The sequence below is a fragment of the Bacillus sp. B1-b2 genome (genome assembly GCF_009183415.1).
Lineage (GTDB): Bacteria > Bacillota > Bacilli > Bacillales > Cytobacillaceae > Niallia.
Genome location: NZ_WEHU01000006.1, coordinates 215,199 through 228,731, shown reverse-complemented (window position 1 = coordinate 228,731; position 13,533 = coordinate 215,199). Strand labels below are relative to the sequence as shown.

Genomic DNA, 13,533 nt, shown 5'->3' with positions numbered 1-13,533 from the left:
AATTGAAAATGTTATTCTACTCATGTTGTCCTCTAATCCCTATTTAGTAATTATAAGTATATAAAAAAATACCTGTAGATAAAACACTCTTTTTCAAGTGTCCTAACTACAGGTACCATTTTAATTGAATCAATCCAGTATCCTTCTTTTTTATTAAGGGGGATTTTCCCGCTTTGTATCATTGTATTCTTGAAGGATAAGATAAGTTGTATTGATTACAAATAAAACATTAATTTGCTGAGAGCCCTCAATTTTGGGTAACATTTTATGTGGCAACTTAAGGTTGCGCCTTGATGCACCTAGAACTAGCTTTACTTCATCTATTCACTTCTTTAATAATAAAATTGTAAGGAAAGGCGATGAGAAATATGTTTTTTAGTGAACGATTAAAAAAAGAAAGAGAAAAAAAGGGCTGGTCACAAACAGAACTTGCTGAAAAAATTCATGTTAGTCGCCAGTCCGTTTCAAAATGGGAGACAGGTAAAAACTATCCAAATATCGAGGTAATCATTGATCTAAGTGATTTATTTGGTATTACGATAGATGAACTATTAAGGAGTGATGAAGAATTGAAAGAGAAAGTAATACAAGATAGTAAGAAATTAGCATATCCAAGGTGGAAGGTTTTGTTCGATGGTGTGTTTTTATTAGGAGTCTTTTTGTTAATTTCAAAAATAATTATTATTGCTTTAAATTATTTTTTTGATACAAATATTTTGATACTAGAAGGCTTACCGAAAGCGATTACTAACTTTTTACCACTAATTTTAATGGTTATTGGTGGTATTGGAAGCGACCAATTGAAAGATAAATATATTTGATTAAATGAATAAAACCCGCTTTTGTTATTGCTCTGCTTAATTATAATCTGTACAAATTGCAGTATACAAAATAGATCTAACTAATACTTTCACTTTAAGAAATATTAAATGGAAAGAATAATCTCATTTTACTAAATCATAGGTAATGACTTCTTATAATGATATAATGAGCAAAAAACCTTGGAGGCAAATATGTTATCATTTGAAGATAAGCTTAAAGTTATAGAATCGTTTCCTCAATTGGAACGAAAGAATGTTTCATTAAAACGTGTTAATTTTCATTATATGGAAGAGGCAAGTGAAAAAAAGAATGTAGTGTATCACTTACATCCTAATGGAAATGGCTTTGTATATGCGTACAAGCTAGATGAGTACGCTACGGATGATAAAGGTATGGTCAATATTCGAGATTTTTCAAGGGAAGAGCTAAGAGAAATTATTGAAAAATCAATTCAATCATTAGTTCCTAATACACTAGAAGAAGAGACTACTATCGAAGAATCAATGAAAGAAGAAAGATGGGTTAATGCTGAAAATTTGGAGCTCCTACTTCTCCAAGAAGAAGGCTTTTGGAATATATACGCTGGGGTAAATCTAGAAGATAGTTTTTCAGGCTATGAGGAAGCATGTGAATACTTGAAAGAAGAGGGTTTTAAAAAATCTCGAATCTAAAAAGCATATAATGTTTAGAAAATGTAATGGGCTTTAAAGTAAGAAGTTCAAAAGTAGAAACAAGGTAGCCATACTCCTAGTGAAGAGTATGGCGTTTTGAGATTTAATAAAACCCCAAGACTTATCCAAGAAAAAGGAGAAGATAGAACTTGAGCCAAACTAGTTTAGTGCCCAACTCCTATTTATATATGTTCAATTATGCAGAAGAAGAACAGAATTTATGCCAATTAGAAGTTCGTTCTCTATTTCACTCTCATTTACAAACATTTGTATTAGAGAGCTCAATTAACATAGACCCAAGTAAGAGTCCCTTTATAAAAGAGAGAATAGAGGTTCTTTTTAAGTGTAATAGCTTGGAAGACTTATTAATAAAGGTTCGGGAAATGCCTTCATTGAAAGGTACATTCAAGGCAATTGGAATCAATTATCGAGGTATAGAACTCCTAGACAAAATGGAATTTCAAGAAAGAAAGGAGATCGCTAGACAAGTTGCATGTTTAATTCCAGGTGTAGCAAATCTCCATCATCCTGAGATAGTATTCGCTATTACGAAGGTAAAAGGAGTGTGGTTTTTCGGATACTATTCGGAAAATCAAGGTATGTGGCTTATTCATCAACAAAAGCCTCATAACTATTCAACCGCATTACCTACACGAGTAGCCAGAGCAATAGTGAATATTGCAGTTCCAGAAATAAAAGACGTTAATGCGATTGATCCATGTTGCGGCATTGGCACGGTACTGGTGGAGGCTTTATCGATGGGAGTAGATATCACAGGTAGTGATTATAATCCTTTAGTAATGAAAGGAATTCGAGGAAATCTCTCTCATTTTGGGCTATCTGGACCTGTATTCTTAAGGGATATGAGAGACATAACAGAAATGTATGATGTTGCAATTATAGATATGCCATATAATCTTTGCTCAGTCGTTTCAGATAAGGAAAAGTTGGAAATGCTCCAATGCGCACGTCGCTTTGCTAAAAAAATGGTCATCGTGACAACGGAAGATATAGATGAGATACTTAGTGAAGCGGGTTTTAAAATAGTTGATCGGTGTGAAGTTCCAAAGGGGAAATTTATACGTCAGATAATTGTTTGTTATTAATGCATAGAGAGTTTAGAAGATTTAAACCAAAAAGTATTAAAAAAGTGGGTAACAAGTTCTTACTTGTGATCCCACCTCTCTTAATGCTATTAATATAATGATTGATATAGATTTCAGTGACTTCCATTCTTATTGAAATCTACTCGTAATTTTTAAGAGTTACGCACTATATGTTTAGATAAATAAATGATTTCAAACTAGCAATTAGTACATTTGTGCTGTTTAAAATCGATTACCATACGACCTTGGATCTTACCTTGTTCCATTTCTTCGAATACATCTTGTATTTCATTCAAGGAACGAGTTTTTACAAGGGGTACTACCAGACCTTGAGCACCAAATTGAAAAGCTTCTTCTAAATCTTTACGAGTGCCAACCAGCGATCCTACTACTTCAATACCATCAAGCACCAATCTTGGGATATTTAGATCCATTGTTTCTGAAGGTAAACCTACTGCAACAACCTTACCACAGGCACGCACTGCATTGACAGCGGAATTAAATGCTAGTTTAGATACTGCTGTTACAACTGCGGCATGTGCTCCACTGACTTTTTCTTGAATAATCTTATCAGCATCTCCTTGTGTAATAGGGTTAATAGTCATATCTGCGCCTATTTCTTTAGCTAATGTTAACTTGTCATCATTAATGTCTACTGCTATCACTTTGGCATTGAATACATGTTTAGCATATTGGATTGCAAGGTTTCCTAATCCACCACAACCATAGACAACAATCCATTGACCAGCTTTAATATCAGAGACCTTAATGGCTTTATACGTAGTAACTCCAGCACATGTTATACTACTAGCTTGAGCTGGATCTAGTCCATCAGGTACTTTCACAGCATAATCAGCAGTTACAATACATTGTTCTGCCATTCCGCCATCAACGCTATAACCAGCATTCTTCACTTTCCGACAAAATGTTTCCCTACCAGTTGTGCAATACTCACATCTTCCACAAGATTGAAACATCCAGGCAATACTAACTCTATCACCAATTTTTAAGCTAGTAACATCTTCAGCTACTTTAGTAACAATACCTATACCTTCATGACCAAGGATGCGACCTTCCACATTACCAAAATCACCAGCAGCTACATGAAGATCAGTATGACATACCCCGCAGTACTCTACAGTTACTAATGCTTCACCTGCTTTCAAGGGTCTTAATTCCTTCTCCATAACTTCAACGTTTGCTCTACTTTTTTGATTGACTACTACTGCTTGCATGTTCATCTCTCCTAACGTTTAAGTATATACATGGGTTCTTAAGAAAGGTAATATTTTGACTATTATGTTCACCTTTCTAACTAATGTAATGTTTTACCAATAGCACAATTTCATCATAGCATGGAATCATATGAAAATATTGTGAAATATTGAACAAATATTGAAATATTGTTATATAGCATAATTAGGTGTATTAAAAGCTAAGAGTAATTGTTTGAAACAACATAATTACTGGCGGAATTGATTAGCTTACTAATAAAACATATGTGTTTCTTATAGAAGCATGTAGCTTCTGAAGGTTAGCTTGTAGGAATAAATTCCTGGTTCTTTCAAGGCAGATTATACCAAAAGTCTCAGAAACCTATCTTACTTTAGAACGTATAAAAAATTAAGGAAATGATCTAGAAGGAGGATAATAGATGAATCTTATTCAAAGAGGCGCAATATTAAGCTGTATTCTATCATTAGTAGTAATTGCAGCGTGTGCAAAGGATCAAGATCAACTTCAATCGGAGAATGCAAAGCCTACCCAAACTGCAGCAACTGATGAAAAGGTTGAAGTGAAAATACCAACTGCTGCTAGAACAGTGGAAGAAATGATTGATCAACAAGCGGGCGTATTGATTGAGAAGCATATGGATCAAAAGTTAGAAACATTGGAAAGTTGGGATAGACAGAAATACTTGGATTTTCTTGAGCAAACGTTCAATCCCATTGTGGAGAAAGAGCTCAAAACTTATTTTACTAAACATAAAAACCTAAGCAGTGAGGAGATATATGATTACCTAGTTTATATGCTTGGATCAGGAAATTATAAAAACTACTATGACCAATTAACTTTATATGAACATGGATATGTAATGCCGGAGTTACCAAATGGAGAGGATCAGGTAACTACAAAGCAAAAGAAAGTAAATACTTTGGTATTAATGGATGCAAGCGGCAGTATGAAAGAGGTTGTAGCAGGCCAAACAAGAATGGAGCAAGCAAAAGTAGCAATTAGCAAGTTCGTAGAGCAAATTCCTAGTGATGCCAGTGTCTCGTTAATGGCATATGGACATGTTGGTTCATCTGCCGATTCTGATAAAGCAAAATCCTGTTCATCAGTGGAAATAGTGTATCCTTTATCAACTTATCAAGCTGAAGATTTTACAAACTCGCTAAATTCATTCCAGGCAAGTGGCTGGACCCCATTAGCTGGAGCAATCAATAAAGCAGGGGAAATTCTGCAAGCATATCCATCAGATGAATACTATAATCAGGTTTATATAGTGAGTGATGGAGTGGAAACATGTGATGGGGATCCTGTTGCAGCAGCCAAGCAACTCCAAGATCAAAGTATCAAAGCTACTATCAATATTATTGGTTTAAATGTTGATAACGAAGGCCAACAGCAATTAAAGCAAGTGGCTGATTCTGGAGGTGGAGAGTATATCACGGTAGATGATCCTGCAGAACTTGAAGTTCAAATAACGAAAAAATGGAAACCAACGCTTGGGCAGCTTGTATGGACACAAGGAGTGACGCTACAGCAATCGATCGAGGCAATGGAGCGTATGAATGAGATTTATAACCCTTTATATTACGCTTCTAGTGCAGAATTAAATCGGATACAACAAGCTGTCTATTTTTTAAACAACGAGAACTTTATTAACACAGATGTAAAGAGTCAAATTTTGAAATTAGCACAGTCTTCGGAAGATATACGTAATAATCATTTTTCAGAAATAAAAGAGGAAAAAGAACTGGAAAGAGAGCAAACGAAAAAAGAAATTGATGCTAAAGTTGAAGAGTGGCGTCAGCAATGGCAAGAGTAGGAAGAATAGTCCCCTTCTTTCAAGAATTAAGGGGACACACCTTTTTTTCCAGTCAGGTACATGTTAATTTAAATATGACTTCATATCGGAGGTGAAGTAGTATGAAAAAAAAGCTGAAAAAGAAAAAAAGAGTTAAGCGTAGCTCTTGGCTAGGTAAGTATAGTAGAGAAAGTATTGCTGGTTTAACCGCATTCATTTCTGTACTTTTCTTCATTATTACAATTATTTTATGGGGGATATCTGAACTAATAGATGAAAATTTCATTATCTCTGAAATGATTGGTGCATACAGTGTTACAAGCATTTTCCTCTGCTTTAGTATTATGTTTATTGCCATAATCATAGGTACAAGAAATTGGTTTGCTAAGATTATCTGTTTCTTCATTGTTTCTTTCATGCTATTAGGTAGCTATTCATTCATAGAAACTGCTACCTTAATTTATAAAGATAAGACAGCCTTTGAAAACAAACAGTTTAAAAAAATTGTAGCGGTCCCAACTGGAGCGGAGTTTGATGATCCTGAACATGGGACTGAATTTCTAATGGAACTGGAATTTAATGATCTTACATTAGATGTTTATTCCTTGGATATTTCTAGAAGCTATTATCATGAAAACTTATCTGGAAAATCGCTAGAGATTTCCTACCTTCCAAACAGTCATTACGCAGTTAGTGTTAGAGAATACCTTGAGGAAGCAGAACATTAAGTTATAAATTGATTGGAACTCTAAGTTGGCTTCACTTCATTTTAATAAGGTGAGCCGGAGTATATGGACAGTTAACTATTTGTATAGGAAAATATAAAGATAATGGTTGATAGTAGAATTATTACCTTAACTATAAATTTTAGATACTAAAAAGGTGAATGATAAAAAATACTGATATATTTATAGATTCTTATTATAAGGATCTCTTAAAAATGAAACAACTCTATATAAAACAAAAGGTATTTAGCCTAAGTGGCAAGTTTACAGTTAAGAATCAGCAGGAAAAGGATGTTTATTATGTGGAGGGGAGCTTTATGCAACTTCCAAAGAAATACTCCATTCAAGATATAACAAGAAAAGAAGTTGCACTCATCACGAAAAAGATGTTTAGTTGGTTGCCGAAGTTTTTTGTCGAGGTAAACGGTCAAAAATTTTAACAATTAAGAAGGAGTTTTCTTTCTTTAAGGCACATTATACGATTGCTGCAGCAGGTATTGAAGTTAAGGGCAACTGGTGGGATATGGATTTTCACGTCTTACAGCATGGCGAAGTGATTGGGAAAGTGAGCAAAGAGTGGTTCACTTGGGGGGATAGCTACAAAGTCGAAGTATTAAAAGATGATATGGAGTCTATCATTATTGCGTTAGTTGAAGCAATTGATTGTGTGAAGGCTGATGAGGCAGCACTGCATCAATGTAAAAAAATGCGGTCAAGGTGTAGCTAGAGTTATTAATGAAGAGTAAAAGATTAACTGCTTATCTTAAAGAGCGAAAGAAGCATGTGAAGCTATACCATATATACACATCACATGCTTTCTTATCATAATATAGAAAACACATACCCAAAAAGTAAATAAAAATCTATAGACTCTTCGCCAAAATAAAACCCCATAGTAAAAAGCACCACCAACAATATTCCAAAACTATACTAGAAAAACCAATAAAATATATTCTCATTTCCTGTATTCTCCAACTCCATTTGATGAATAATAACAAAAACAATTATTCATGGAGGGGCAGAAGCATTGACGAATAGTGAATTACATCAAACCTACCTTAACGTTGGAGGAGTTAATCTGTACTGTGAATACCTATTAAACGATAAACCACCAATTTTTTTAATACACGGCTTTGCTTCTTCGACCTATACCTTTCGCAGAATTATTCCTTTTCTTAAAAAACATTATTCTGTGATTGCTGTTGATCTACCTGGATTTGGAAAAAGTGAGAAATCTACTTCGTTTATCTATAGCTTTCAAAACTATGCGAAGCTAATGCTTGATTGTATGGGGATATTTGGTTTATCTAATTCTCATATTGTTGCTCACTCTATGGGAGGTCAGATTGCCTTAAATATGGCTCTACTAGCTCCAGAGAAAATGAACAAATTAGTATTACTATGTAGTTCAGGTTATTTGAAGCGAGCAAGAAAATCGCTTGTTTTGACGTCTTATTTACCTTACTTTGAAAAATTTGTGTATTACTATATTCAAAGAAAGGATGTTAAACATCATCTAAGTAATGTTTTTTTTGATCAATCGTTAATTGATGATGAGATGATGGAAGAGTTCGGTAAGCCTCTGCTTGAAAAAGGATTTTATAAAGCATTAACAAGGCTTCTACGTCATCGTGAGGGAGATCTGCTACCTACACAACTTCGGGATATTCATGTTCCAACATTATTAATATGGGGAGAAGAAGACAGAGTGGTTCCTTTGGAAATTGGTAAAAGACTAGTAAGTGATTTACCAGATGCTCAGTTAATTACATATGAAAAAACAGGGCATTTAATTACAGAGGAAAGACCAGATCTAGTTCTTAAAAATATAATGATGCATGCGATATGACTCGTTAAAAAATGAAGAAAAAAAGCTAGCTTGAAAGGTACTTTATCAAGGACCTCTAAGTTAGCTTTTTCTTTTTAGGAAAGCTTCTTTTTCGCTTCTTCATAATAAGGATTTCCAACTTCCAGAATGAATTGTAGAATTTCTTCTGCTGCGTTTGTATTAATAAAATTGCGTTGGCTTAAAATCATTTCATTTAATTTCTCTCCATCATTTTGGAGTAAATTAGCTATGGTATATTTTATTTGTTTAGGATTTTTGCATACTACTCCTAAATTGAAGTTCTCTGCAAATGTTGGGTTATCCTCTTCCTGGCCAGGTAAAGCACCGGTAATAATGAGCGGTGTATTAGTAGCTATTGCCTCAAACATAACATTAGGACTTCCTCTAGTAAATGCAATATCTGAAGAAAGCATTAAGTCATGGATGTTTTTTGTGAAACCATAAATTTCTACTCTTTCTCCATATTTTGCTCTTAGAGACATTTCTAGTTTCTTTTTAAGCTGTGCATTTTTTCCAGCTACGATTTTAACCTTACAATCAAAATTATTCAGTAGGTTTTCTGCTATCTTTTTCATGTTTCCTACACCTTCTCCACCACTCATAACCAAGCATGTCAAAGATTGTCCTTTTTCATATAATTTGCGCTGACTATAGTTTTTAGGGAAAAATCGAGAACGAACTGGAAAACCGGAAACAATTATTTTATCATCTGGAATACCGAATTCAAGACACTTATTTTGTGCTTCAAAGGTAGGGCTAATAATATAACTGGCTCTCTTATCAGCCCATAGAGGAAAGATGTTTACAAGATCAGCAATCAAAGTGAAGAATGGAATCTGTATATTTTGTTTCTCTAATATATTTAAAATAGATCCATTAAAATTAGGATGAACAGAAAGGATAATATCTGGTTTTACCTCATCCAGTAGTTTTAAGAAGTTGTCTCGTATTAATGCTTCAATAAAATTATCTACTAACTGGGGCTTTTTAGCAGAGAATTTCCAAATCATTTTCCAAAGGTTTTCTGAGTTTCTCGTAATGGGACCGTAGGATTGCCCAATCTTTAGTAGCAACTTTTTACCAAGTGAAAAACCATCTACTACAAAAATTTCGACTTCATTGTGCGTTTGAACTTTTTCACACAGAGATTCTGTGATGCTCTTATGTCCATGCCCAGTAATATCAGATGAAATAATTAAGATTTTCTTTTCCATAGTATCAGCCCTTTTTTAAGAATACAGTATTTTTTAATTGTTTGATTACCTGCTTGTATTGTTTTAAGGAGTGTAGCGTACCGATAAACCCCTTTCTCGTTTGGTTATCAGACGATACGGCGATAATAGCAAGACTTGGAAAAAACTTCTTCGTACGAAAACGAAGATCTCTCCAATATATGAAATATCCATTTTTTCTTGTATGAACAAGTGGATAGGCATATTGGGTACTAGAAAGAAAATCAGAAATAAGAGGGTGACTTTTACTATCAGAGACTAGCTCAGGATAGTCTATTTTTTTTGAAAGAGAATGTTCGACCACTAGATTACCCCTAGAGTAAGCGCCAAATAAGAAATCTTCATTTGTTTCAATAATGACATCCCAATGAAACAAGGAAATACGTGGGATTAATTTTATTCGTATGGAGTTTTGAAAATGGTTTTGCAACTTTCTCCTTGCTGCAAGTGTTGAAAGAGCACGAACAGTAAGGTACAGAAAAATAAATAGATAGATGACGGAAAATATGGTACCCATTTCGAAAAAAGGTAGAAGGGAAAAACCTAGTATATGTACGAATAGAATAGTAGGGTCCACTAATGGAAGTGTGTCAAAAGCAACCCACTTTTTAGAGAAGGGTAGTAAAACTTGAGTTCCATGTACATTAAATAAGTCAAAAAATACATGTAGAATTACTGCTAAGAATGTCCATAAGAAAAGGTGGAGAAAAGATGAAGCTGGTAATAGGGCATAAATAATACCTGAAACGGCGAGGCTCCATAAAGGCAGAGCTAGAATGGAATGAGACCAGGAACGATGATTGCGAATATAACTGCCCTTGCTTCGTAGTCGATAGACAAAGTCAAAATCAGGTGCATTTGAACCGATTACTGTACCGAATATGACAGCCTGTGAAAGGGTAGAATGATTTGCGACAACTGGATTTATATGCGCAAGTGCAGCTAAGCCAAGACCCATAATGATGTGAGAACTCGTATCCATATAATCACTCCTTATCATTTTTTAACAAATGCATAATAGAACAGATTATTTAGTTCTTGAAGTGAAGCTGTTAGTTTTTAAATTCTCCAAGGAACATAAATAAACCTTTTGAATATATGTATTTCCTCTTCATTATATTTTGTGTGTGTTTCTTCATTCATAATTTAGTGTAAAGATTGTGTATAGATTCTATGTAAAAAACTCTTTATAGATTAATAGATGATTTCCATGCTATTTATGCAATAAAGTTATTCCTATTCACAAAATTGTAGTTGGATAAAACAGCTAAGTCTGTTAAAAAAACCTTATAGATAAAAATGAATAGACTATTTCATCCAAATAAAAGTAGATTCCTTATTGATTTTAGGAGTCTAGTTAGAGTATACTCATGAAGTGTCTTTTTAGAGAATACAAGTGTCTTTCTGGAGTGAATGAAACTTCCGTATAAGTATTGGTGTTTAAGTTTGTTCGAAAGAAGACTTAAGATTAAAGCACTTTATTCCAAACTTAAAGTTTACTAGTTTATAAGAATATACGTATTTTGAAATGCAAGGAGAGGAACAAAAAATGACAACTAATGAACTAAACAGAAGTCTACAATCACGTCACATCCAAATGATTGCACTAGGTGGTACAATTGGTGTTGGTCTATTCATGGGCTCTGCAAGCACCATAAAATGGACTGGCCCATCTGTACTACTCGCTTATGCAATCTCAGGGGTTTTTATCTTTTTTATCATGCGCGCAATGGGCGAGATGTTATATATGGAGCCAAGCACAGGTTCATTTGCGACATTTGGACATAAATATATTCATCCTTTAGCAGGTTATTTGACTGCATGGAGTAACTGGTTTCAATGGATTATTGTTGGGATGGCGGAAATAATCGCCGTAGGAACGTATATGAAATACTGGTTCCCAGATCTACCTACTTGGATCCCTGGTATTATCGCCATGGTGATTCTTGGTTTAGCTAACTTGATTTCCGTAAAATCCTTTGGAGAATTTGAATTTTGGTTTGCCATGATTAAAATTGTAACCATCATTTTGATGATTATTGCAGGAATCGGACTTATCTTATTTGGGTTTGGTAATGGTGGAAATGCTCTAGGTATCTCTAATCTATGGGAGCATGGCGGCTTCTTTGCTGGTGGATGGTCTGGATTTTTCTTCGCTCTATCGTTAGTAGTTGCAGCCTATCAAGGGGTTGAATTAATCGGGATTACAGCTGGGGAAGCAAAAAATCCTCAGGAAACATTACCAAAAGCTATTCAAAGCATTATATGGCGTATTTTAATCTTCTATATTGGTGCCATTTTTATTATTGTAGCAGTTTATCCATGGGATCAACTTACATCAATAGGAAGCCCATTTGTAGCAACCTTTGCGAAAGTGGGGATTACTGCAGCTGCTGGTATTATTAACTTTGTTGTCATAACAGCTGCTATGTCAGGCTGTAACAGTGGTATTTATAGTGCTGGGCGCATGCTTTATACACTAGCTATGAATGGTCAAGCACCGAAATTCTTTTTAAAGTTATCCAATAATGGAGTACCGTTATTCGGAACAGTTGGTGTGCTAATCGGCCTTTTAGTTGGAGTGGTTTTAAGTTATGTGGCTCCAGAAGATATATTTGTACATGTTTATAGTGCAAGTGTGCTTCCTGGTATGGTACCATGGTTTGTTATATTAATTAGTCAAATCCGCTTTAGAAAAATAAGAGCTGCTGAAATGGCCAATCATCCATTAAAAATGCCATTTGCACCTGTGACAAATTATCTAACTATTGCCTTCTTAATAATGGTATTAGTCGGAATGTGGATCAATGTTGATACACGTATGTCATTGATTGTAGGTATTTTATTTCTAGCTCTTGTAACAATAAGCTTTTATGCTTTTAAAATAGGCTCACGTTCTTCTATAGATTCTTCTAGTGTGAGTGCAAAAGAATAATAATGATTGGGACCAGTTTAATAATTGGTCTCTTTTTTTATGAAAAAGAACATATTAACAGTAAATTCCTTGAATAACCATATTTCCATTTGTGAATAAATATGCTGTAATAGGTAGAGACAATAGTTTAACCTGCTTAAAGGATTAAAAGAAGTGAGGAAAAATGGTGAAGAAATTTAAAAAGTTTTACTTAGAGATTACCAGTGTGTGTAATCTAGCTTGCAGTTTTTGCCCGCCTACGGAAAGACAGAAGCAATTTATTTCTTTAGAAGATTTTGAGAAGCGATTAGACCAAATTAAACCACATACTGATTATATATATTTACATGTTAAGGGGGAGCCGTTGCTTCACCCTAAAATAGACAAATTATTAGATATGAGCCATGAAAAAGGGTTTAAAGTAAATATTACAACGAACGGAACACTAATCAATAAAAAGAGGGAAAAGTTATTAAATAAACCTGCGCTTAGGCAAATGAATTTTTCCCTTCATAGCTTTGATGGACATATTGGGTCAAAGGATAAAGAGGGATATGTAAGAAGTATTCTTTCTTTTATTAAAGAAGCAACTAGTCAATCTGATTTAATCGTATCACTAAGATTATGGAATCTTACACAAGATAACGCGACAAATTTGGAAAGAGAACGTAATCGAGAGTTGTTAGAAATCATTGAAAATGAGTTTGACCTGGACTTTAAAATTGAGGAAAAAATTACACCAGGAAGCGGAGTAAAATTAGCAGAACGTATTTTTATCAATCAAGATTATGAGTTTAAATGGCCTGCATTACATGAGGAAGAAGATGATGGAAAAGGCTTTTGCTATGGTATGCGAACACAAGCAGGTATCCTAGCAAATGGTACGGTTATTCCTTGTTGTCTAGATGGAGAAGGAGTAATTAATCTAGGAAATATTAATGACAACTCTTTTTCTGATATTATCGAGGGTGATAGAGCGAAAAATCTGGTAGATGGGTTCTCCCAAAGGGTAGCGGTAGAAGAGCTTTGTAGAAAATGTGGCTATCGTCAAAGATTTGGAAAATAGGGTTAAGAAGCGACAAAGAAGGAAGTACTTCTTTGTCGCTTTTTTTGCTTTCTATGAAGAAAGAGGATAAGAAATCTGAATGGACCTATGAGAATGAGTCAAGTCTTAGGTAGTTGT

At 34.4% G+C, this 13,533-nt stretch carries 11 protein-coding genes and 1 pseudogene; 9 read left to right on the top strand and 3 right to left on the bottom strand.

Annotated elements, in window-relative coordinates:
* The first annotated feature begins 368 nt into the window (after positions 1–368).
* The 3 genes from F9279_RS08245 to F9279_RS08235 all read left to right on the top strand — a co-directional run bounded on the left by F9279_RS08245 (position 369) and on the right by F9279_RS08235 (position 2,599).
* Positions 369–821: a helix-turn-helix domain-containing protein gene (locus tag F9279_RS08245; protein ID WP_152112333.1), complete on the top strand. Its 453-nt coding sequence runs from the start codon at positions 369–371 to the stop codon at positions 819–821.
* 192 nt (positions 822–1,013) lie between these two features.
* Positions 1,014–1,493: a hypothetical protein gene (locus F9279_RS08240; RefSeq protein WP_152112315.1), complete on the top strand. Its 480-nt coding sequence runs from the start codon at positions 1,014–1,016 to the stop codon at positions 1,491–1,493.
* Positions 1,494–1,642: 149 nt separating this feature from the next.
* Positions 1,643–2,599 (top strand): TRM11 family SAM-dependent methyltransferase, encoded by a 957-nt coding sequence (locus F9279_RS08235; RefSeq protein WP_152112314.1) that lies wholly within the window; start codon positions 1,643–1,645, stop codon positions 2,597–2,599.
* 197 nt (positions 2,600–2,796) lie between these two features.
* On the opposite strand, the gene adhP is transcribed toward F9279_RS08235, so the two are convergent.
* Positions 2,797–3,834, bottom strand: a complete 1,038-nt coding sequence (gene adhP / locus F9279_RS08230) for an alcohol dehydrogenase AdhP (protein WP_152112313.1) — start codon at positions 3,832–3,834, stop codon at positions 2,797–2,799.
* Between the two features lie 419 nt (positions 3,835–4,253).
* Between adhP and F9279_RS08225 the strand changes: the two genes are divergently transcribed.
* From F9279_RS08225 to F9279_RS08210, 4 genes and pseudogenes are all read left to right on the top strand, one after another.
* Complete coding sequence (locus tag F9279_RS08225) at positions 4,254–5,651, top strand: vWA domain-containing protein (RefSeq protein WP_152112312.1); 1,398 nt, start codon at positions 4,254–4,256, stop codon at positions 5,649–5,651.
* Positions 5,652–5,752: 101 nt separating this feature from the next.
* Entirely contained in the window at positions 5,753–6,358 is a 606-nt protein-coding gene (locus F9279_RS08220) for a hypothetical protein (protein WP_152112311.1), read from the top strand.
* Between the two features lie 158 nt (positions 6,359–6,516).
* A pseudogene (locus F9279_RS08215) lies at positions 6,517–7,082 on the top strand (LURP-one-related/scramblase family protein).
* A gap of 300 nt (positions 7,083–7,382) precedes the next feature.
* Positions 7,383–8,204, top strand: a complete 822-nt coding sequence (locus tag F9279_RS08210; protein WP_152112310.1) for an alpha/beta fold hydrolase — start codon at positions 7,383–7,385, stop codon at positions 8,202–8,204.
* Between the two features lie 74 nt (positions 8,205–8,278).
* On the opposite strand, the gene F9279_RS08205 is transcribed toward F9279_RS08210, so the two are convergent.
* Together F9279_RS08205 and F9279_RS08200 are read right to left on the bottom strand one after the other, a co-directional pair.
* A complete protein-coding gene (locus tag F9279_RS08205) occupies positions 8,279–9,418 on the bottom strand; it encodes an MGDG synthase family glycosyltransferase (protein ID WP_152112309.1) in 1,140 nt (379 codons plus the stop codon).
* Positions 9,419–9,422: 4 nt separating this feature from the next.
* A complete protein-coding gene (locus F9279_RS08200) occupies positions 9,423–10,418 on the bottom strand; it encodes a metal-dependent hydrolase (RefSeq protein WP_193224513.1) in 996 nt (331 codons plus the stop codon).
* A gap of 567 nt (positions 10,419–10,985) precedes the next feature.
* Here F9279_RS08200 and F9279_RS08195 point away from each other — a divergent pair.
* The gene (locus F9279_RS08195) at positions 10,986–12,371 is read left to right on the top strand and encodes an amino acid permease (RefSeq protein ID WP_152112307.1); all 1,386 of its coding nucleotides are present in this window, start codon (positions 10,986–10,988) and stop codon (positions 12,369–12,371) included.
* 166 nt (positions 12,372–12,537) lie between these two features.
* Positions 12,538–13,416: a radical SAM/SPASM domain-containing protein gene (locus F9279_RS08190; protein WP_152112332.1), complete on the top strand. Its 879-nt coding sequence runs from the start codon at positions 12,538–12,540 to the stop codon at positions 13,414–13,416.
* Positions 13,417–13,533: the final 117 nt, after the last annotated feature.